This window comes from Priestia sp. ST2 (genome assembly GCF_055810735.1).
The window spans coordinates 121,918-144,276 of record NZ_JBVVNT010000006.1; the positions used below are offsets into that span (position 1 = coordinate 121,918).

Below are 22,359 nucleotides of genomic sequence, written 5' to 3' on the forward strand. Positions count from 1 at the left end.
CGTGGGTACAAGAAAACCTGTTGAATGTGAACCTACTGTTGACCTAAACCCTGCCAAGTGAACCTACTGTTAACATAAAAAATCAGTGATGTGAACCTACTGTGAACCTCAAAAAAACACATGTTGACCTACTGTTAACATGTGTTTTTTCACTTCATGGCTAAATCTTGTTGCTTTTCATTCATTTTTTTCATCTTTTCACGTAAAATTTTCTGCTTATATTCATGAAGCAGGTTGCTTTTAGCATCAAAGTGAATCTTTTATATCCTTGTTTCTGTTTCTCTATTCTTTTGATAAAAATTAAAGACATGTACTTTTTAAATTAAAAACTTTTCATTAATTCACTAAATAACCTTTTAAGATTTTATTATCACTCGAATATGTAACTAAACAATTAGATTTTCTTTTTTCTTTTACAAGAATCCAACTCTAATTTCAAAAAAACCAAGTTAATTATCACTAATTTAGACTAAAATGAATTAAAATTAACTCAATAGAAAAGAAGTTTAATTTAATTAAAATAGAGCATATCAACTTCTCTTATTAAAAGCTGTCGAATCTATATTTTTTATACCCAATTAGTAATTAATTGATTTAAATTAATTTCAATTAGGTATACATAGACTAAATCTTCCAGTAAAAACTGACTCTGCCAAATTAATATTCATTCAAATAAGATAACTAATCCAGACTCAATTGAGTCTGGATTAGTTATGACTACTGGAGAAAATAAAATGATGACTTAAAAAATCGATTATGTATTTATACTATGCTAAAAACTTGGTTAAATAATCAAGCAGCGAATATAGTGATCAGAAGTAACGATTTATAACTGCGTGAATGTATTAACATCTTTTAATGCAGAGCAAGGCTCTCTAATACCTAGAGAATTAGCTAAGATTCTCCAAAAAAACTCTGGTTAAAATAAGAGATAGATATTCAAAAAAGAGGCTATGGTCATATTGACGAAAAAGCAAAACACATTCTAGCGTTTCAAAAATTTATTAAATCTCTCTAGACAATGGGTGCCTGAAATTAAGTATGTCCTATGATACGAGGCGGTTGGTTCTGTTTAGCATCTTCATTAAATTCACATTAAAGGAATTGTGTGCTATTTTTTCTCGTTTAATCACATCAGAATTAATCATTGAAGCACTTCAAAAAGCTTACACTATCCAAGCCCCTGAAAGGGTCTACCTATTTGTAACGATTTCGATTTACAATAAATAAGCGATGAGTTCACTCAGCATGTCCACAAATAAGAGATAAAGCATCTTTTTAGCTAAAAAGACTGCTTTTATGATAATACCTCCATAGATATGTTTCACACCATATTACAGAAGAAGTGTATTATCTAAACAGAATCGACAGTAGTCTCAGCTATTAAACTCCTCAATCTATCGAGGATCAAATGAGAAAAATAACTTAACACATAACTTTTTTGTTTCCAAATTATTGATTTAAACTTGATAGTTTAACTTAAGATTAACTTAAAATCACCCCCTTGCACACAACCTTAATTTAGTTTAACTTAAAATGAAATAAGTTAAACTAAATCGAATATAAATAAGTAGCAGTTTAATTAAAATGCAATTAAGTTACAATTAGTTGAACTTAATTGCATTTTAATTAAACTTATTGTAATATTTTAAAAAACTATAATGGATTTGTAGTTTTTTGAAGGACTCAGTTCAAATTTAATTGAACTGCATAACGTAAAATATAATAAATCTAATTCAGTTAAGTGTGAAATCTGCTAAAATAATAAAGACAAGCTTTAAAAGAAGTAGTAATTAATTAGTCAGGACCAATTAAGTTAGACTTAATTGAGTTATTAAAAATATTTCATATAAGAAAATACTAACTAAGTTAGGTTAATTCGTTTGTGAGGGAGGTACAATTATGAGCGAAGAAACAATGGTTATTTCAGAAGTTGCTAGAAAATTTAATATAGAAAATCATCAGTTACGGGACTGGTGCGAAGTAGGGTTAGTACGACATAAAAGAATTGGAAGAATAAGATACATATTTACTGATGAAGATAAAAAAATTGAGAAGATTATTGAACTAAAGGAAAAATTCGGAAAACATGCACCGAATGAAATGATTCGTGAAGAATTAATTAAAGCAAATTTAATGAGCGAAGAACAAACAAAAATTATTAACAAGGATTTAGAGGAAGAAGATACAAACGAAAACTCCTTTAAAGAAGCGTTTTTATTGCTTGCTAAAAAAATAGAAGAAATGGATAAAAAAATGGAAAAGAAAGAACAACTAACGCTTCCATCTGAAAATTTGGCAGAAAAAAAAGATGTTATAGAGATAAAAGAACAGATGAATAAACTTGAACAAGACAATCAGCGTTTAAAAGAAGTGAATGACCAATTACTTAAAAAACTAGATTCTATCCATTCAGCTATGACCGAAATTCAAAAAGAACAAGGAAAAAGTATATGGAAAAGAATGTTCACAAAATAATAAAACAGCTTCTAATTACTGGTTAGTAATTAGAAGCTGTTTTATTATTTTTGTAGCAGTTGTCAGAGAAAGTTCTCTTAATACCTTCAACAATAAATTCATTTGAATATAGATAGGATTTTCACCTCATAAAAGACGCAAAACTAAATCTTTTGAGATATATTACTAATTCTTATTGAATTATGAGATTAATTAACGCTATAATAAAACTAACAAAAATGACCGGAATAGAAAAAAGACTTCAACTGTTTAAGACGTGTTGGTAGCACTCTTAAACCGTTCCCCCTAGTTACAGTAGGGAAAACACTTGTCGAAGTCTCTTGTTAATAGAGTTAGTTTTTTTATAAAATAAAACTTATGGTTTTATTTTATATGAAATAGCTATCTATTTCAAGGGCTTAGTTCATCAAAATCACGACATTGTTTTCCTTTTTCCAGGGAAACAGTGTCTTTTTTTGTTCCTTAAAGGAGATAATGAACAAATGACAAAAATATTGACCTGCTATTTAAAAGATGTAGACACCTTCAACGGACGGTTTAAGTGGTTATGGAAGAACAAATCCACACTTCGGAAAAAGAAAGAAGAGTTTTTAGAAATTATTCGTACTCATTACAAACAGAACCAATCAGCTATACATAAAGAATTTCCTAAAAAAAGAATGGAAATGCTCGATCATGTCATCTATAACCTAGTGGCTACAGGCATTCAAGCCATTCGTTCTGAAACACTCATGAAGAAATTTAAAGTTTCTAAAAGTACGGTTTCTCGTTTTGTACGTTCGTTAAAAGCGACACCTTTTATACTTGTAGCACGTTACATTAAAGAGGATGCAACAGGTACTCACCCTGATAGCTATGTATTTATTCTTAAAAGTCATAAGAACTTTAATCGGATTTGCGACGAAATCTTTTTTGCCCATGATACAACAGGTATACAAACGGTCCAACAAGAAGAAATGACAACTCCTGTGACGCTTCCTGTGATGTATCCAGAAAGTGCGGAAAACGTTGATACACCAAGCTTAAAGACTGATAAATCACCTGGTGCCTTTATTAACCTTGATTTACCTGTAAATCATATAAATAATCATTTAATGTCTGCTTCACAGTCATTTACCTATATCAAAGGTGTTCCTAAGAAAGTCAATCAAGTCTACGCAGGTAAGTATAGTCATCAATTAAAAGACTTTTATGCTCGCATTCAAAATGCTGCAAAAACGGTTAAACGAGATACAGAGATTGATATTACCAAAGGCCAAGTACATGAAATTGCGTATACATCGATTATTGGGTTAGACAAATATGTACATGAAGCTAATCATAAAGGCAAATCTTTGTCCTTAGATAATATGTGCCAATTACTCTATAAAATTGCGAAAAACCAATTCTATCAGTTGGTGGATCCTAAAAACCAGGATTATTCATCAGTATATCCAACTCATGAGGAAGTTATACATAAAGAAGCTTCATCAACAAAATTGTTTATACCAAAACATATTATCCGTAAAGAAATAGTTCCTAATTGGTTAAAGGCTGAGCAGGATCAAGAGAAGGGTACAAAAAAAGTAGAAATATCTTTAGAACAACAGCTTGAAACGATTCAATTAAAGCAAGACTTAGGGCAAGAACTTACACCAGAAGAGGAATGCTTGCTGCAAGAACACTGCTCTACGTACAGTTCATTAGAAATGGCGGAACTGAAACAAGAGTTAGGACAAGCATTAACATCTGAGGAGCAAGGATTATTGCATCAACATGCTAAATTAAAGGAACCAGCTTCTTAATGTTTAAAAATAGTTAAAGCATAGCAAGGAATTTCATTATTTTTAACGTATTCAGTGTTTTAAGAAAGGACTTGGCAGGATTTGAACCCGCAAGAAGCCGAAGTTGTATAGGGTAATACGACTGGCTGCTCTGCCATTGAGCTACAAGTCCATACTCAAAGTATGCGCGTTGTCTCTGTTTATATGTACGATAGGAGAAAATGTAAAAAGTAAAGAAATCCCTTATAAGCTGAATTATTAGTAGGATATGTTTACTTAGAACACTGTTCTAAGTAATAAATAAATCTATATCTACGCAGGAGGAGAACATTATGCCACATAAAATTACGTTAACTGGATCAGCCACAGGACCACTACGAGAATACGATCGCTATGTTGCCTTTGATATGCGTGAAAAAGGGTCACCATCTGCGCCTAAAGGCTTGAAAAAGAGTACGTTTATTTCGTACACGGTATTTGTTGCAAAGAAAGCTTTTAACAAAACAGGTCTCACGAAAAAAAGTATTATGCAGGAAAAAATCTTAATTCAAGGAGAACCAACATTAGACATTCCGATTGATGAATGCCCTGGTGAAGTAGGCGTAATCTGCTTCCAGATTACCGTTCTCCCGAATAAGAAAGACAAAGAAGGCAATGAATCAAACGATAAAAAAGAGACCAAACAAGAGGCTTCTGCAGCGCAACAAGAAGTTGCTGCTACCAAACAGGAAGAAAAACCGGTAGCTACTTCTCAACCTGCACCAAAAGAAGAAAAGAAGGAAACAAAAGCTGTTCAGCCAGAAGTAAAGCAAGAGCATACAGAAGCGAAGAAGGCTGAGCCTAAAAAGAATACACTACCGAACCAACCTAAAGGGACACAGGATTTGTTGAACTTTGATGACATTATCGTACCTGAAGAATTCTTAAAGACACGTCCAAATGCTGAAAAAACCCAAAAGGTCATTGATTTTGTGAAACGCACAGGACGCTTAGATGAGCCATTGACGATTGAAAAAGGATCGAATGTCTTAAAAGACGGTTATCGTCGTTATGTTGTAGCCAAAACCGTTAAAATGGATAAAGTTCCGGTTATGTATGAATACCAAAAGTCATAATGTATTTCCTTGAAGATGGCCTATTGCAAGGAGACTGATAACAATGAGATTGGTGAAGGAAAGCATCATTTATCCATTGCCAGAGGATCATGACATTGCAAAAATAGAAGCTTCTTTTCGCATCCAATTGTCCAATGCGTATAAAGAATTCTTGAAACAATATAACGAATGTACAGTAATAGATTCTACACCACTAACAGCCATCAATAAGAGGTGTCAAATTGAACGTTTTTTAGGCATTATTAAAAACTTTAGTGAGTATCCTTATGGTGTGTATGATATTGGTTGCTGCGAAACTTCCTTAGGAGAACAAGGACGGAATTTTTATGATGAAGACCTTATCGGATCTGAATTAATTCCAATTGCGAAGCTAGCATGGGGAGATTACTTATGTTTAAACTTTCACTATGATAAAAACAATCCGTCTGTTGATTTTCTAGATTACGAAGAATCATATGAGTGTGATCCAGCTACATCAAAAGTGGCTGAGAACTTTCAAGAGTTTTTGAGTATGTTATTATCTAAGGATACGAAATAGCAGAAAATGCTATTTTGCAATGAGATCATCTACTCATTTTGATTTTCAATCATAAAAGAGGAAGTGTCGACATGAAAAAATGGCTTTGGATCATGTTATCCTTTGGAGTAATTTTTCTCGTATTTATGATGAATTACTTCTTGGATAAAAACGAGCAACAGCCAAACATGATACGTAACGTCTCACTTACGACCAGCACATCTCCTAATAAACAAAACATTGTTGAAGTAAAAAAGATGTATAAACAAACCACTGATTACTTTGATTATGAACAAAAACAAAAGGCTGATTCTCTTAGAATGTACTACGGACAACCCGGAAGCACTCTTAACCAATATAAAGAGCTTCATGGAATTCAACCTTCTATGATTCATGATGTGAATGTGCATTGGAAAAGTGAGCAACATGTCATCATCAACATTATGAAAACGAATCACCAACACAAAAACAAGGTATACAAACGATTTAACTATAACCTTAGCGAAATGTAGGCTTCGGATCTATGGTTTTACGTGTCTTCATCGTGAGTCTTATGTGTGGTCTTACAATAGGAATAGTTGCTATCATTAGCTTTTTTTAAAAGAGCAATGTTATGTGTTTTATTATTAGTGGATAAATTTAAAATATTTTATATTTTTTACCTTCATCTTCAATCATGTTATCATCATCTGAGGAGCTATTTAGATAGATAAAGTGTTAATTTACAAGAAGGGGAGAAATATAAAGTGGATCAAGTAACAAAACCAGCAGGATTTTGGATACGCCTATTAGGAAATCTGTTAGATGGCATTATTGTAAGTATTCTTTTGGGACTTATTGGCTTTCTTATTACAGGAGACTTTGATCGTGAAGATCCCATTACATCACTCATAGGTTTCATCTATGCGGTTGCTGTACCTATTTTATGGTATGGATATACTATAGGGAAACGAATTGTTGGGGTTAGAATTGTCAAAATAAATGGAAAGAAACTTGGAATCGGAGCAATGCTACTAAGAGTTCTTGTGGCCGGCATTGTTTATGGCCTTACATTAGGTATTGCGTTAATTGTGAGTGTGTTTATGGTGGTTTTCCGTAAGGATAAAAGAAGTCTGCATGACATGATGGCAGGGACGTATGTTACATATTCAAAGCCCGGTGAAATAGAGGATAAACAAGCATTTATAGATTAATACTTAATCAACAATGCCAAATACCTTCTATTTCTAATCTACTATTGGGGACTATTCAAACCGCCTACACATTAAGGTGTAGGCGGTTTTTCTGTGTAGCAACTACCAGTTTTGAGTAGAATAGCTACACATCAGAAAGTTTCTTGAAATATGAAAAGGTTAACTGTAGATTATTGAACATACTTATTACTTTCTTTTTTCACTATCCATGCAAGTAACTCTTTTTCTTTGTCATTTAAATGTCGATCTAAACATTTCTCAAAATCAGAAACTAATTCTCCAAAACGAGGGCTATTTTCCATCTACATTCCTCCTATGTCACAAGTATAAAAAGGTACATTTAATATATCTCTATTTCCTTATTTTTCGTTACCGAAATCATTTTCATTTTCCAAACGTTTTTAATCATATTTAGAACAAAGACCGCCCATTATGTATCAGTTTATAAGGCGGTCTTAACTGTATTCATGCTATATGTTTATGACCAAAATATCGACACTATTCTAAAAAGACGTCAGGTGAAAAAGGCAATGGCTAAAATTGCTGCGACACAAGCTAAATAGATATTTCCACTCCAGTCCCTCTTTTCTTTTTCATTCACCGCATAGCTATTATAAGAACCTTCAATCGGATCTATTTTTAGTTTTCGTTGTATCTCGAATTCTTCATCTAAAATCAAGTCTAATTCCTCCATTGTTTGATAATTGTAAGGTAGGAATCTCCCTTGTTCGTCTCTTAATCGGTTGCTGACGTCTTGTAACCCGCGCTGTCTTCTCATTGGTGGAAGACTGTCGGTCGGGTTGAGTAGTAGTTCCTGACACTGATTGGCCATCTGTTGGTGTTCCAAGTAACGTAGAAGTGTTTGTAAGCGCTCCTTTTCGCTCAAGATCATCATGTTCTCCTCCTCCTTTCTTTTCGATGTTGGGCTCTTGTTCCATCCATAATGGGTGGGAAGAAGGCTGCCACGGAGATGAGGGAAGAGGGACGTCTCTCATTTTATACTGATTCATTAACGCTAAGAAAACAGGATTGTGCGCTGCAGTAAAAAGTGCACACCTTATAATTTGATTTCGGTCTAACTCGGTAGCCTGAAAAAGGCTATCTACATATGTACGGTAAATAGAATGATACCGCACAGTCGGTCGATAGGTGTCTACTTGATTTTGGGCCTTCTTATTTTTCTTCATACGCGTTTTTCTCTTTCAAAATGACCTCTAACATCTGTTTGCCTTCTACCGTTAAATAGACGTCTTTTCGACTTAATAACGAGATTGCTAATTCTTTTGTCATTTGATTCGCTCCATTCCTGATGATTATCCTGACGTCTTGAGGTGACGTCTTACTAAATGATATGAACGATAACTTGTCCACTATTCCGATATTTTCTTCAAAAGTGTATGAAACTTCGAATTCTTGGACAAGACTGATACTAAAAAGGTGATTATATATGTTTGGGTTAGGTAAGCAACGTAGTAAATTAGGAAAATGGTTAGATCAAAGAGGAATTTCGCAACAATGGTTAGCGAGTACTTCAAAGGTTAGTAGATCCACTGTTAGCGAACTTTGTAAGAGAAATGTAGAACATGCACCTACACAGCGAACTATGACCAAAATACTCAAAGCTTTAAGGAAAATAGATCCAAATTTAAAGGCACATGATTTTTTTGATATGTAGATAGAAAATATTATAATTCTCTTGGAAACAATGCATAAATTTATCGACTTTAACGTAGCAGAAAAGCCTACTTGGTCTTATACAAGTAGGCTTTTCATGTTCATTGTGAATAAAGTTAGATAGATAATGAGAGAAATTTCTTTCTGTTTAGTTGGTGAGAAAAATATTTAAGGTGGTCAAAATCATCCTGAGAAATAGTTGATTGTTGATTCAAAGTGTTTTTTACATCTACTAATATACATAGGTCGTGTAATTCATGGTCAGTGAAGATACCTTGCAGAAGATTTAATCGGAATAATAAGGGGAGATTATCGGCGAGTTGAGTTCCACCTTCAGCGAAAAAAATTTGTCGCCATAAATGTCCATAATGTGAATTATCAGAAGCAAAATAAGTTTTATAAAAATAATCATATTTCATGTTTCATTTTCAATCAAAAGGGTAAAGTATTATGTTGGAGTGGAATTTTAAAAGAAACAGTCTTTTTAGATCTGTTTCTTTTTTTATTTAAGATTATAAAACGAATAATGAATAGCAAATTGAGCAAACTACCCAAGATGTTACTAAATATCGACTCATACAACTAAATTTTGCAACAGAAAAAACTACCTCTTTTGACTGTGAAGAGATAGGTTTTTCTGTTTTTAAGCTGTATATGACATACAATCGTAGTTACTATAATGTACGTTATCTGAAATTACAAGCTAAAAGCCATTTTTGTTAAGATAAAATTCATATCTATTAATAAATTAGTAAATATTATCCATGAGGTGATAATATGGATAAGAATAAGTTAAAACTCACATCTTCCGAAATAGGGACACTATGGGGAGAGTATGTAAACGGAACAATGACAGATGTAGTAAATCAATATATGTTCTCTATTATTGAAGACGAGTCAATAAAGGCCGTTTTTGAAGATGCTATTAAGACCTTCGCAAACCAAAAGAAACAAATTGTAGCTTTTATAGAAAACGAAGGGTTTCCAGTTCCAATTGGATTTACTGAGTTTGACCTCAATAAAGGTACTAAAAAATTATTTACTGATATATTCTGCTTGAATTATTTACATATCATGACATTACATGGCTTGCTAGGACATACAACCTCATTAGGTGTTTCTGTCAGAGAAGACTTACGTTACTTCTACGATTCATGTGATAATGAGGCAAAAAGGATGTATCATCAAACGATTGAATTATTACTTGAAAAAGGGGAGTTTCAGAGGGACCCTTATTTTTATCCTGCTAAAAACCCTGAATATATTTCTAGCCAGGATTTTTTAGATGGATTTTTCGGAAAAGGCAGACGCTTAACGGCACTAGAAATCATAAGTATTTCCTTCAACCTTAAGAAAAGCATTATGGCTAAAACTCTTTCTATTGGATTTAGTCAGGTCTCTCAATCAAAAGAAGTAAGGGAATTTTTAGAGGATTCGGAGAAAACAGCTGATGAACAAATACAATCCTTTTCAAAAATAATGCACGCGGATAATTTACCAGTTCCTAAATCGTGGGAGACAGAAGTAACAACTTCAACAGACGCTCCTTTTTCTGATAAATTAATGATGTATCATATTGGTTTCTTGTTCCAAGCTGCACAAGCGTATCATGGAACAGGTTTAGCATCAGCCATGCGAACAGATCTTGTAGCTGCTTATGAAGGCGTTATTCTAAAGAATTTAATGGTAACAAAAAAATGGTTTAATATTATGATGAAAAATAAATGGTTAGAACAGCCACCACTTGCTCCTAATAGAAAAGAAATTGCAAAAGAAAAATGATAAAGAAATGAATACAAACGAATCTATTCAGCAAACTAATCAAGATGCAATAGAGCATCAACTGAACATCTATATTTTAACGACTAGAAAAAACCACCTCTTTCCCGATGGTGGTTTTTCCCCTTTTTAAGCCGTATAAAGTCTACAAACTTAGTTAACATAGAGCACTTTATAAGCGCAAAAAAAGGCCTGATTCATTTCGAAACGGGTCCTTTTTGATTTGAGTATATAAATTCTTTTACTTCTACAATTGAGAGACCTAATGGATAAGCTTCTTTCATAAGACTTATCCATTCCTGATCAAGCCTACTATCTTCTTTTCTTAGCACTCACGATTCCTCCAACTTTCCTAATCGGAATTAATTAGGCTCTAACAGTTAATAACAAGCCATTAGAAATTGATACTATTAAATAAAGATGTAGAAGAGATGGCTAAACAACGAATTGAAATCCATAAAAAGCGAATGAAGTTATCTGAAGAGTTGGAAAGTAACTGGGATAATAAAGAACTCTAAGATAGAATCATCGAGTTAAAGGAAGAAAGCCAAAAACTCAAGAAAAAAATTGAAGATTTACAGGTTAACTTTTAAGTATCCTCTCAGGGTGCTTTTTTAGATGGGTTCTGGAAAGATATATGTTATACAGTAGAAAAGAGGTGACCTGTTAATCTTTGGCGAATTAAGGAGAGGAAACAAATAGAGAAGGAGGACTTAATAGTGAAAGAATTGGTCATTAATGATGTTGTATTTGATGTAAAATACCTTACTACGTCTACAGCCAGCAAAGAAGAAGTGGGACTTGAAAAAAGAATTATTAATAATGGAAAAATGACTAAGGGAAGAGATCAAATTAAGTTTTCATTTTCTGTTTTGGGTAAACAAGATTATCAATTATATGATACCTTTTTTGAGAATACTCATTATACTGTTGTGATCCCTGAAACGAGTGAAATATTTATAACTCATAGTGTTTCGCATAGTACATTTTATCAAGGAGCTGAAGTAACAGATAACACAGAAGTAGTATTTAAAGTTACACTTACCAAATAAAGTGATTACCTATGTTTAAGCTCACGCTCTAACATTTTTTTAAGAACTTGCTTAAGATTAAAATCCAGTTTGATTAAGTTCTATTTATTAGAAACACTTGTATGCCTACAATGTTTTTCTAAGGGGAGATCTCAGTGAATAAGTGTAGTGGTTTTGCAATAATTTGTTTAAATAATAAAGATGAATTATTAATGGTCTCCCAAGAGAAACCCAACACACCAAAGCGTTGGTCTGTTCCTTCTGGTGCTATTGAAGACTATGAAAGGATTGAAGATTGTTGTGTTCGAGAAATGTGGAATCAAACAGGTTATCAAGTAGAGATAGTAAAAAAGATACAAGAGAATAGGGCAACTACCTATAATGTTGAAGTTCACATGACCTATTTTGAAGTTAAGGTATTAGCTGGAGAGAAGAAAGTTCAGATCGTAGATTCATATTGCTGGCAACCGATATCTAAAATTAATCATTTGAACATGTTATTTGAAGATGAACGTGAGGTTGTATTAAATTATATAAAAAAGAAAAAACAGTTCATTTAATCTTGCTCAAGTATATTGTTTTACCTCTATACACATGTATGGAGATTCGTTATCTTTTGGAACAACTACAAAAATATATAGAGGGCAGGTCAAATAATTGATTAATACAACCATTAATTTAATGAGAATTGTCATGAATACTACTATGAGGAATAACTTAATCTTTATAAATCATTACCTCAAATCGAGGGACATTTTTTTATCTAGATCTAAGACACCATAAAAAATCCCCTCCATCGTAGGGAGAATAGGTTGCTTTCTTTTATTTGTCTACTATGGAGGGAACATCCCCTCTTTTAAAATATTGTTTTTATAGCTAGGTACACTGCAACAATCGATGCAACGACTATAGTTCATATTTGTCGTCACTAACTGTAAATAGTAAAACTTAAATAACACAAGAAGCACTTTAGTATTTACTTAACGAATGGCAAAAAATAGGTGAAATAGAAAAGTTGCTTTTTTCTAAGTAGAGTGGATTATAATATTTATTTTTAAAGTGATATGTATATGAATCTACAAATCTGGCCAGACTACTAACGTATTCCCCCTATTCCAATAATTTTGAAAATTCTTTGCAGATATGCAAAGGATTCTTTTTTTGAAAATACTTCCTTTAGTTGGTTATTAATTTAGATAAAGGGGAATTAAGTATATTGATTGCACACAAAGAAGGGATATATGTTAGTGACAAATTACGGGTACTATACTGGATCCGTCTATCCAATACCATAAAATTTTTGTTGTAGACAGAAAAGCTCCTGATTAGGCATCAGAAGCTTTTCTGTTTTTAGTTAACATAATCACGATTCTAAACACATACAAAAATCACTTAGATATGATATCGTAAGTATAAAGATCCATTAATGAATGTAAAGGAGTTAGAACATGGATACTAGTAGAACTAAATGGCTTCCTGTTCCTTATTTTCAAATCAATGAGGAAGGTACAATTCTAAATGTTTCACACATAACCCATTCACATTTTCCTCCTACATCGAATATATGGACGATCATTTATAAAGAAGACCGAAATAAAGCCATAGTAATGTTTTCAAAGAGTCCTAATTCTCATTCTATAACCAAACAGCTTATTTTACAGACAAGTAACAAGTTATTTGGGAATTTTAAATGTACGATCCAATGGAAAGATGGTATAGGTCACCTAGTATGTACAGAAGTGAAAAATAGTAAAGTTCTTGCACCTTTATCTATTCAAAACTCTTTAGTCAACACTCAAAAACGGTTAGAGGAATCAGAAAAACATTTAAATAAAGTTGCTAAAATAGTAAGCCTAAAAAAACACTAATTATTTTTTCCTCACATGAACTTTTCTGGCTTTAAAGATGCATTTCAAATAGATCTTTAAAGTCAGAAAAGTTCATTATATGTATCAAAACATATTGTTTATAAAATGTGTTTTGATTTCTATGATAAGGGTATAGTATTGAGCTGGATTGAATTTTCAAGAAACACTCTTTTTTAAAGAATGTTTCTTTTTTTTGATAATTATAGACCGAATCATAAACAGTAAATTGAGCAAACTACTCAAGATGCAATGAGGCATCACTCATGAAACCCAATTACGCAACAGAAAAACCTGCCTCTTTTGACTGGGAAGAGATAGGCTTTTCGGTTTTCTAGTTACCATAAAACCGATTCTAGGTACTAAAAATAAATTGAAGCAGTTATTGTTAAGGAAAATAACGATATTTGACAATCTGGTTGTTTATTATATAATAGTTCTATGACTTTAGAACAAACAAATGATCTTCAAAGAGTTAAAATATTTAATGCATTAGCAGATGAAAAGAGAATAAATATTATTCGTATCTTATCTCAAGAAGAAAATTGCCCGCGATGTACAGATATTGGAAGGAGTTTAGGGGTTAGTAAATCAAATGGTTCTTATCATTTGAAAATTTTATCTGATGCACAGCTGGTAACAATTAAACGAGAAGGTGTAACTAAATACGTTTCTTTGAATACTGAAATGTTTAAACAATACCTTCCTGGATTTTTGGCTACATTATAAAGTAGCTTTTTTTTTACTAATTAGTTTTAAGGTTTTATGACTATTTTATTAAAGAGGAGTTATTTATGAAAAACAGGATGAATTATCTCATTGTAACGTTATGTTTCATTGTTCTATCTGGTGTCATTAATGCTATTTTATTTAACGTAGCTCTTGAGGATATGACAAAAGATCTGAGTGTTACGAGCTCTGCAATCAGTTGGATTGTTATTTCTTATACATTGGTTATTACTTTTGGATCAATTACATATAGCAAATTATCTTCCTACATTCAGATTAAAAAATTATTAATGATTGGTGTCCTTTTATTCACTTTAGGTTCAGTAATAGGCTATTTATCTAATGGATATATTGGAGTTCTGATAGGCCGTATTATTCAAGCTATGGGGGGCAGTTCTTTTATTGCTTTATCCATGATCACAGCAAATCAATATCTTCCTTTAGCTAAACGAAATGTCACTCTTACATTAATAGGAGGGTGTTTGTCTCTAGGTTCTGGATTTGGTTTTTTGATGGGAGGAATACTAACCCATATATGGGGGTGGCCATCCTTATTCTTATTTATGAGCCTGACTTTACTCACAGTTTTTGGCCTATACTACTTTATCCCCTCTGGATATGCTGATAGCGAGAAAGTAACTAAACCCTTTGATTTTTCCGGATTGTTTTATTTACTTCTCTTTGTTATTTCTTTTATCTTAGGAATAAAATTAAATGGATATTTGCTTATTCTAAGCGTCCTTTCTATCCTCTTATTGGGCTTGCATAGTAAAAAACAAGGAGTCTTGTTATTTATTGATTTTTCCGTATTCCGATCTTATTCTTTTAACAAATTAATCTTAATTAGTTTTATTAATAATGCAGCCATGGTAGCTATTTTGTTTCTTTTTCCTTTACAAGCCATTCGAACATTTCATGTATCAGTTATCCTAATTGGTTTCATCTTATGTAGTATCTCAATAGTAGGCTTTTTGATTAGTCTACTTGTGAGGAAAGCTGTTCATTTTATAAGTAATAAGAAATTAATGGTTATATCTATTGGTGTACAATTAATAGGTTTTGGCATTCTAATCTTTCTTGGTCTTCATTCTATGGTTATGATCACGCTAGGAGTATTATTTATCTATATAAGTTTTAGTGCTCTAACTGTAATTATTAACATTGAAATTCCTCATACAATAGAGAAGGAGAATATGTCGATGGGGATAGGGGTATACAATCTCTTCAACTTTTTAGGGATGTCTTTTGGTCCTTCCATATCCAGTCGTTTATTAGAGATTTCTTCAAATCTTATTTTTTCCTTCTCCTTCTTTGTAGGGCTATTAATCCTTTCTTTTGTGTTATCCATAGTGAAACAAAAGAGTAAGGGGTAATGCTGCAATAGAGCAGAAGAAACTACCCCATGCAGCAAGGTAGTTTCTTCTATTTTCAGGCTGTATATAATATGAAAGGTTAGTTACCATAATGTGCTTTATCGGTACATACAAAACTTATTTAGATATGTTATGGTGAAATAGAAAGATTCATTCTTTAATTGAAAGGAGCTAGAATATGGATACTTCTACAACTAAATGGATTCCTGTTCCTTATTTTCAAATCAATCAAGAGGGTGCAATTCTAAATTCTTCAAACATAACTCATTCATATTTTCCTCCTATATCTAATATATGGACGATCATTCATAAAGAAGACCGGAATAAAGCTATAGTAATGCTATCACAAAGTACTAATTCTCATTCTGTAACAAAACATCTAATTTTACAGATAAAGAACGGGTTCTTTGGAAATTTTAAATGTACGATCCAATGGAAAGGTGAGATAGGTCATCTAGTATGTACGGAAGTAAAGAGTAGTAAAGTTCTTACACCGTTATCTGTTGAACGCTCTTTACTAAATACCCAAAAACGGTTAAAGGAATCAGAAAAAACTATAAACAAAGTTGGTAAAATACTAAGAATGAGAAAACACTAATTCTTTGTTTTTCCTTACATGAATTCTTTATATCTTGAGCAAACTACTCAAGAAGCCGCGAGGCATCAGCTTAACATCTATATTTTACAACTAGAAAAACTACCTTATGTTGCCACAAAGGTAGTTTTTTCTGTTCTTAGTCTGTGTATGGTATACAAATCCAGTTAATATAATTTTTATTTTCTTGAACGTACTCACCCTTATGAATACTTTTCTTTTATTCGAACATTTTATTACTGAAGAAACCCTAGAATGTTTACTCTAAAATATAAAGGGGGATCCAATATAAATGAATAATAAGGTTTATATGGTCTTTCGTGAAATTTTCATTGTTTGCATTGTTCCCTTTATTATTATCTTTCTTACCGATTTTTTGGTGCAAATAACCAATAAAAGAAATTGATTTAAATTCTTCCCCACTATAAACGGATAATAAATAGCAACTTGGGCAAACTACTCAAGATGTCTCCGAGCATCGACTCATACAACTAAATTCTGTAGCAGAAAAAACCTACCTCTTTTGACTGGGAAGAGATAGGTTTTTCTGTTTTTTAAGATGACTACGATATACGCCCTTAGTTACCATAATCACAAATATAGGCACCAATAAGGTCATGAATCTTATAGATTCATGACCTTTCTTTTTACTGTCTACTATAAGGGGAGAATATCAAAAATAACCCTCTTTAAATCTGCCTATTACATTAAAGATCTCGTTAATGGATAACTATAATTTTGGAAATTCTAACTGTCTTTCGACAAGTGATTAGTTCCTTTTAAAGGGTTTTCCTCATTTTGTCCAATAGGAAAGTATAACTCTCCTATCAGGTATAAGTACAAATAAGCTTTTGTTTTTTCATCCTAAGAGGCTCACTAATCAGCCCGTTTTCTAATAAGTGTTGCACCAAAAAGTCTTCTGTGTATTAGAAATTCTCGTTAGGGGAAAGTAAAAAAAAGAAAGGAAGGTGAAATATGTGCCTGATCTTTTGCAAGCCTTGAAAAATGTAGTTCAGTCTTTTATTAAAGATGAGAATAAAACGCCTCTTCACATTGGTGAGGCAATGGGGTGCTGGATATTTTTAGCGTTAGCCGGTGAGACACAAGTACAGACTGAAGCAGGAATTAACAGTACAACGGACCCTGAATTGAGAAAAGCGCTTCAAGAAGCCGTCAATATGTTCAAGTCAGAAAAAGAACGGATTGTAGCATTTATGCGGTCAGAAGGAATTCCGTCACCACCTCTTAGTGAATCTAAACCAATCTCCGATCCCAATAGTGTTCCCTTAGGGGTTAAGCTGACGGATAATGAACTTGCAAACAGCCTTAAGAAAAAGATATCGATGGCAATTACAAACTGTTCGGAGGCGGCGTCGCAATCCCTTCGCAGCGATGTTAGTCTGATGTGGGCCGAATTCTTGCAAGAACACATAACCTTTTTAATAACATTTAAATCATTGATGCGAAAACGGGGATGGCTCAAGGTTCCACCACCGTATCATCCTACAGGTCTACCCCAAATAGAAAAGTGAGGTAAGGAAGATGCCAGATGTCGGAAAAGCTCTTAAAAATATTATTCAATCATTTGTTGACGAGGAACCCAAATCACCCTTACATGTGGGGGAGGTCATGTCCTGCTGGTCCTATCTTTCTGAATTAGCTGACGAACAAGTTCATTCCGAAGCAGGGATTAACAGTACAACGGATCTCGAATTAAGAAAAGCTTTCCATGAAGCAGTTAAGATGTTCAAATCACAGAAAGAACGAATTATTGCCTTTATGTTATCAGAGGGAGTTCCTATTCCACCATTAAGTGAATCCAAGCCGCAGTCTAACCCAAGCGATGTTCCATTGGGGGTCAAGTTAACGGATGATGAACTTGCAAACAGCCTTAATATTAAAATGGTTATTTTAATTACCTATTGTGCAAATGCCATCATTCAATCTACACGCAATGATGTTACTTTGATATGGATTGAATACCTGCAGGAATATATGACATTTGGAGCAACCCTAAAAGAACTTGTGAAAAGACGAGGGTGGCTTAAAGTCCCTCCATACTATTATGCTCCGGGAGCGCCGATAAAATGAGGCATCAACAGAAATTCTTAAGAAAGGGGACCTTAAGGTCTCCCTAGGTCTAGGAGGTCTTTCTTTGTTAGGGATAAGTTATTGATAACTTGAGCAAACTACCCAAGACACTATAAGGTGTCAAATATATCTATTTAGAGCATTCACCAGAAGAACTATCTTACTCGTATAAGGTAGTTTTTTCTGTTTTTAAGCTACATATGATTTACATTCTTTCCTCTATAAATTGAGTAAGTAATATCGGGGGTTTATTTCTAAAAAAAGATATTGACATATTTTATTATTCTTAATCATAAAGAACAAGAAGAATAAATTCTGTAAGGGGTTGAGACTGATGCGAGCAAGTTATAGAAAATGGAAAGAACATCCTTATGACGGAGAGAATACCCCTCCTAAAGGCTCTTCAGAAGCAGGATATTGGCCAATGTTTTTTTTTCAAAAGGCAGAGATAATAATTTCTTAGATCCCTTTCATCAACCTATCAATTGGAGAATTAAAAATCCTGATGATATTAATTGGCAAACAGAACTTTTTCTAGTAGATCAAACATTAAAGTCGCTAACTCCTCAACAAAGACAAATTGCGCAATATTGGGGTACAGGTGAACTAAGTGCAAAAATTACTGCTACGATTTTTGATTTAGGTGAAAAATATCGGCTAGGATCACCTCATATTGCTAGAGCTCTAGGGTATTCCAATGCTGCTATAAACGATACATTCGTAATCACATGGTTTTTAAAATATCTATGGGATGTAGCACGACCAAATCAATATGGGAGAAATTTATCTACTGTGTTGATTACTCCTAGTTTTCCATCTTATCCTTCTGCCCATGCTACTATTGCAGGATGTTCAGAAATATTATTAAGTTATTTCTTCCCCTCAGAGTCAGCAAGAATAAAAAATTTGATGAAAGAAAGTGCTCAATCTCGTTTGTACGCTGGGGTACATTTTAAAGTAGACAATGATGAAGGTTTAAGATTGGGAAGGCAAATTGGTGAAACAGTCGTAAAACTAATGAGTTCACAAAACTTAAACACCATTTAATAAAAAGCAAGATTATTATAATTGTTTCTCTTAGAAATCATAAAAGAATAATTATATGTAACTTAACACTTAACCACTATGAATATTTTTTTATAACTGAAGTAAACTGCTTATGAACTTAAAAGACATTAGAGTATGTATAGCATACTGGTAACCAGAAAAATCACTGACGGAAGCAGTAATTTTTCGCTTTTTTTAGACTGTATACTCCATTTAAAGCTATATTAACTATATAACTCATTATGATTTCATCATATTTTCACTTTCCTTTTTTATAATGTACTTTGTAAAAAGAAAACTAATCTGTTCATCTAATATAAATCTTAAAAATCGTACGATTAGTTAAGCTCACTTTGCTAATCGTACGATTTTTGATTATCTGAACCATGAGAAATAGAAAAATACCCACTCAAAGCAGTACATACTTAACTTTTCTCAAACAAAAACTACTTTTTGTGAATGCATAAATTTATTTACTAAGAGCAAACTACTCAGGATGTCCCAAACATCGACTCATACAACTAAATTCTGCAATAAAAAAACCTACCTCTTTTGACTGGAAAGAGATAGGCTTTTTGTTTTTAAGCTCTAACAGATAATCAATTATTAATTTATATATTTTCTATTACTCTAGCAACATGATAACTGTTAAGCTTTAGTGTTGTAACCTCACAATTTTTAATTATTTCATCATTAGTAGTTTGGACCTCATTACGACCTGAGGCTTGAAACGAGTTAGACCAAGCTTCTCTCGATACCCACTGAGCATAGTTAATGACTCGTTTACCGTCTTCACTAGCATGGAAACTTGTTGAAATAAAGCCATCATAATCCTTAAAGTATGTGTCGATTTGATTTGAAAGACCATTAATTAATTCTTGTTGATATTTCGGATTAACTTCCCATTCAATAATCACCGTAAACAACTGATTTTCTTCAATTTTTGGCATGTGACCTCTCCTTTATTAATCCTGCTACCTATAGTTTATTACAATAAAGTTGTTCTAACATACAGCAATAGTATGAATCCTCCTATAACTTTAGCATGGTTGAAAATGTATAGATTTTTATATCTTGAGCAAACTACTCAAGAAAAAACGGGACATCAGCTTACAAAACCCAATTACTCAACAGCGAAAAAACTACCTTACCCCCATTGAGGTAGTTTTTTCTGTTCTTTTGATGTATATGAGATACACCTTTACTTTAAAGTGTTAAATTGATAGTCTTTTAGGTGATATTTTATCTTTCATCAGTATTGACTAAATAAAAAAGATCAACCTATGTATGAGGTTTAGCTTTTTAAGTTTATATATTTTATTACCTATAAATTAATTAGGAGATGACATTAGGCTAATGTTAAAAAATAAAGAGGAAAAGTTGAAAAAATTCGAGGTGGAATACTCTATACAAAAGAATAATAGTATCGTTAATAGATCCATAATTATAGAATCTATTAACGATCCAAATAAAATTATAAGATTAGCCAAATTAAATATATCTACAATGGAAAGAATCTTCATTCAAGATGTGAAAATTTTGGGATTCAAGACTGTATAATAAGCTTCTTTCTATAATGAATAAATTTTGATACCTTGAGCAAACTACTCACGATAGATAGATCATCAAAAATAATGGTGCAAGACAGAAAAACTCCCTACGGAAATAGGGAGTTTTTTTGCTTTTTAAGCTGTATACTCTATACAAAGTTAGTTAACATAATGTCTCTTTCCTGAAGACACCACCAAAAAGAACCCTTCTGGGAGTAAGGGTTTAAAAGAGATTGCTCATATGAATTATGCAGCTTTTTATACATCCTTGACGCGTAAGGGTTTCATACTAGGGCATAACCCAAACGAATGTATAAAAAGTGCACCCTTTATACATATGCTTGTACGGTAAAATATACTCTATATGGAAATAATGTATTATTATATTTTTGCACATGCATTTTAATAGTGAAAAGCCACCTATCCTGCAAATACTGGGTGGCTTTTTATTTTGCAAATATTAATTTCTTTCAATGTAGGTGGTCTAAAAAGGTATATTTTTTTAAGCAGCATTGTACTTGCCAAGTATCTAACGTAACCAATAAATTACATGTAGCTGGATCTTGGTAGCATACATATATCTTATAGTCTTTTTATTCTTCAGGGCCTATCAGTTGTTCACCTTGATAAAGTTCATATACGTACGGGTTATCAGGCTGGTCAATGGACTCAATCTGTTGAACCTGAATATAGGGGACATTTTCTCCGTTATACGTAGTTTTTTGTATAATTCCTTTTATATGAACCCAAGTATCTTTTTTTAATGTTAAGGCATTTTCTAGTGTAGATAATAAGCCGTATACAGATGCATCTGCTGCACAACAAGATATTCCAAAACGAGCAACAACAAATTGATTATTTTTAAATCCTTTTTCGTGATATACAAAGCCACTGACTTCGATTTTTTTTCCAACAAACTGATCTGTATTGTCTTCAATAGTATTTATGACTGAAATATAATCCGTGTCATTTATAGAAATTTTCGTTTTTTCGCGTAGTTTCTTTTCAAGTAATTCATAAAAACCTTTAGGTGCTACTTTAGCAGCAATACTATTTTTGTGTCTTGTTGGAACATTCTTTAGAGTTTCTTCTGAATTTCCAGACAATAAATCATTTGTATCCTTTTCCAATTTTGAATTAGTGGTGTCAATTTCTTCATCATTTCCGGCTTGTTGTAAAGTATCAGGCGTATTAACTGAAAAGCTTAACCCTCTTCTTACTGCAATCGAACTATCAAGCGTGTGATTAGAAAATAAAAATCCCGTCATAATAGGTAATAGAAATAAAGAGTAAATAAAAGTTGTTCGTATTTTTCCTTTTTCCGTATGATTATGACCGCATTCACAAGATAAATCCTGATTTATACTACTTCGCCAAATTTGTATAATTCCTAACAAAAAAAAAGTACCAGAAGAAAATAATATAAAAGGCATCATTTTAGGAGCAATAAATTGAATGATTTTACCTGTTAATATGAGTTTAAACATAAGGAGGGAAAAACCAATTAGTAATATCCCCCTTATATAGATGACAAATTGCTGGTCAATTTTTTTCATACC

At 32.6% G+C, this 22,359-nt stretch carries 23 protein-coding genes and 1 tRNA gene; 17 read left to right on the forward strand and 7 right to left on the reverse strand.

What is annotated here, in order from left to right; translation table 11 throughout:
- The first annotated feature begins 1,902 nt into the window (after positions 1-1,902).
- Both AC0KUU_RS23920 and AC0KUU_RS23925 read left to right on the forward strand, forming a co-directional pair.
- Entirely contained in the window at positions 1,903-2,478 is a 576-nt protein-coding gene (locus tag AC0KUU_RS23920) for a MerR family transcriptional regulator (protein ID WP_029321043.1), read from the forward strand.
- A 482-nt stretch (positions 2,479-2,960) separates the two neighbouring features.
- A complete protein-coding gene (locus tag AC0KUU_RS23925; RefSeq protein ID WP_322552726.1) occupies positions 2,961-4,262 on the forward strand; it encodes a replication protein in 1,302 nt (433 codons plus the stop codon).
- Positions 4,263-4,328: 66 nt separating this feature from the next.
- Here AC0KUU_RS23925 and AC0KUU_RS23930 read toward each other — a convergent pair.
- A tRNA-OTHER gene (locus AC0KUU_RS23930) sits at positions 4,329-4,413 on the reverse strand.
- 160 nt (positions 4,414-4,573) lie between these two features.
- On the opposite strand from AC0KUU_RS23930, the gene AC0KUU_RS23935 reads away from it, so the two are divergent.
- The 4 genes from AC0KUU_RS23935 to AC0KUU_RS23950 all read left to right on the forward strand — a co-directional run bounded on the left by AC0KUU_RS23935 (position 4,574) and on the right by AC0KUU_RS23950 (position 7,066).
- Positions 4,574-5,356, forward strand: a complete 783-nt coding sequence (locus AC0KUU_RS23935; protein WP_322552727.1) for a ParB N-terminal domain-containing protein — start codon at positions 4,574-4,576, stop codon at positions 5,354-5,356.
- Between the two features lie 43 nt (positions 5,357-5,399).
- Positions 5,400-5,894, forward strand: coding sequence for an SMI1/KNR4 family protein (locus AC0KUU_RS23940; protein WP_322552728.1), 495 nt, complete (start codon positions 5,400-5,402; stop codon positions 5,892-5,894).
- Between the two features lie 71 nt (positions 5,895-5,965).
- On the forward strand, positions 5,966-6,385 hold the full coding sequence (locus AC0KUU_RS23945) for a hypothetical protein (RefSeq protein WP_473453281.1): 420 nt from the start codon (positions 5,966-5,968) through the stop codon (positions 6,383-6,385).
- A gap of 234 nt (positions 6,386-6,619) precedes the next feature.
- A complete protein-coding gene (locus tag AC0KUU_RS23950; RefSeq protein ID WP_322552729.1) occupies positions 6,620-7,066 on the forward strand; it encodes an RDD family protein in 447 nt (148 codons plus the stop codon).
- 170 nt (positions 7,067-7,236) lie between these two features.
- Here the strand turns inward: AC0KUU_RS23950 and AC0KUU_RS23955 are convergent, their stop codons facing one another.
- The 3 genes from AC0KUU_RS23955 to AC0KUU_RS23965 form a co-directional block, all read right to left on the reverse strand.
- Positions 7,237-7,368, reverse strand: a complete 132-nt coding sequence (locus AC0KUU_RS23955; protein ID WP_276510979.1) for a hypothetical protein — start codon at positions 7,366-7,368, stop codon at positions 7,237-7,239.
- 212 nt (positions 7,369-7,580) lie between these two features.
- Entirely contained in the window at positions 7,581-7,745 is a 165-nt protein-coding gene (locus AC0KUU_RS23960) for a hypothetical protein (protein WP_162213431.1), read from the reverse strand.
- Positions 7,732-8,253, reverse strand: a complete 522-nt coding sequence (locus AC0KUU_RS23965; RefSeq protein WP_322552730.1) for a hypothetical protein — start codon at positions 8,251-8,253, stop codon at positions 7,732-7,734. Before AC0KUU_RS23965 ends, AC0KUU_RS23960 begins: the two co-directional genes overlap by 14 nt.
- Positions 8,254-8,513: 260 nt before the next feature.
- On the opposite strand from AC0KUU_RS23965, the gene AC0KUU_RS23970 reads away from it, so the two are divergent.
- Both AC0KUU_RS23970 and AC0KUU_RS23975 read left to right on the forward strand, forming a co-directional pair.
- A complete protein-coding gene (locus tag AC0KUU_RS23970; RefSeq protein ID WP_043981743.1) occupies positions 8,514-8,741 on the forward strand; it encodes a helix-turn-helix domain-containing protein in 228 nt (75 codons plus the stop codon).
- A gap of 776 nt (positions 8,742-9,517) precedes the next feature.
- A complete protein-coding gene (locus tag AC0KUU_RS23975) occupies positions 9,518-10,522 on the forward strand; it encodes a DUF3231 family protein (RefSeq protein WP_322552731.1) in 1,005 nt (334 codons plus the stop codon).
- Between the two features lie 194 nt (positions 10,523-10,716).
- Here AC0KUU_RS23975 and AC0KUU_RS23980 read toward each other — a convergent pair whose 3' ends face one another.
- Positions 10,717-10,851: an anti-repressor SinI family protein gene (locus AC0KUU_RS23980; protein WP_116733225.1), complete on the reverse strand. Its 135-nt coding sequence runs from the start codon at positions 10,849-10,851 to the stop codon at positions 10,717-10,719.
- 387 nt (positions 10,852-11,238) lie between these two features.
- On the opposite strand from AC0KUU_RS23980, the gene AC0KUU_RS23985 reads away from it, so the two are divergent.
- The 9 genes from AC0KUU_RS23985 to AC0KUU_RS24025 all read left to right on the forward strand — a co-directional run bounded on the left by AC0KUU_RS23985 (position 11,239) and on the right by AC0KUU_RS24025 (position 19,250).
- Positions 11,239-11,571, forward strand: a complete 333-nt coding sequence (locus tag AC0KUU_RS23985) for a hypothetical protein (protein WP_322552732.1) — start codon at positions 11,239-11,241, stop codon at positions 11,569-11,571.
- Between the two features lie 134 nt (positions 11,572-11,705).
- Positions 11,706-12,110 (forward strand): NUDIX hydrolase, encoded by a 405-nt coding sequence (locus AC0KUU_RS23990; protein WP_322552733.1) that lies wholly within the window; start codon positions 11,706-11,708, stop codon positions 12,108-12,110.
- 888 nt (positions 12,111-12,998) lie between these two features.
- A complete protein-coding gene (locus AC0KUU_RS23995; protein ID WP_322552734.1) occupies positions 12,999-13,418 on the forward strand; it encodes a hypothetical protein in 420 nt (139 codons plus the stop codon).
- Positions 13,419-13,856: 438 nt separating this feature from the next.
- On the forward strand, positions 13,857-14,144 hold the full coding sequence (locus AC0KUU_RS24000; protein WP_176585834.1) for an ArsR/SmtB family transcription factor: 288 nt from the start codon (positions 13,857-13,859) through the stop codon (positions 14,142-14,144).
- Between the two features lie 65 nt (positions 14,145-14,209).
- Positions 14,210-15,517, forward strand: coding sequence for an MFS transporter (locus AC0KUU_RS24005; RefSeq protein WP_322552735.1), 1,308 nt, complete (start codon positions 14,210-14,212; stop codon positions 15,515-15,517).
- 178 nt (positions 15,518-15,695) lie between these two features.
- Positions 15,696-16,115, forward strand: coding sequence for a hypothetical protein (locus tag AC0KUU_RS24010; RefSeq protein ID WP_322552736.1), 420 nt, complete (start codon positions 15,696-15,698; stop codon positions 16,113-16,115).
- A gap of 974 nt (positions 16,116-17,089) precedes the next feature.
- Complete coding sequence (locus AC0KUU_RS24015; protein WP_237075583.1) at positions 17,090-17,644, forward strand: DUF3231 family protein; 555 nt, start codon at positions 17,090-17,092, stop codon at positions 17,642-17,644.
- A 10-nt stretch (positions 17,645-17,654) separates the two neighbouring features.
- Entirely contained in the window at positions 17,655-18,203 is a 549-nt protein-coding gene (locus tag AC0KUU_RS24020) for a DUF3231 family protein (RefSeq protein ID WP_272911293.1), read from the forward strand.
- Between the two features lie 417 nt (positions 18,204-18,620).
- The gene (locus tag AC0KUU_RS24025) at positions 18,621-19,250 is read left to right on the forward strand and encodes a vanadium-dependent haloperoxidase (protein ID WP_237075581.1); all 630 of its coding nucleotides are present in this window, start codon (positions 18,621-18,623) and stop codon (positions 19,248-19,250) included.
- A 611-nt stretch (positions 19,251-19,861) separates the two neighbouring features.
- Here the strand turns inward: AC0KUU_RS24025 and AC0KUU_RS24030 are convergent.
- Positions 19,862-20,200 (reverse strand): antibiotic biosynthesis monooxygenase family protein, encoded by a 339-nt coding sequence (locus AC0KUU_RS24030; RefSeq protein ID WP_237075580.1) that lies wholly within the window; start codon positions 20,198-20,200, stop codon positions 19,862-19,864.
- Positions 20,201-21,393: 1,193 nt separating this feature from the next.
- Entirely contained in the window at positions 21,394-22,356 is a 963-nt protein-coding gene (locus AC0KUU_RS24035; RefSeq protein WP_322552737.1) for a TIGR03943 family putative permease subunit, read from the reverse strand.
- Positions 22,357-22,359: the final 3 nt, after the last annotated feature.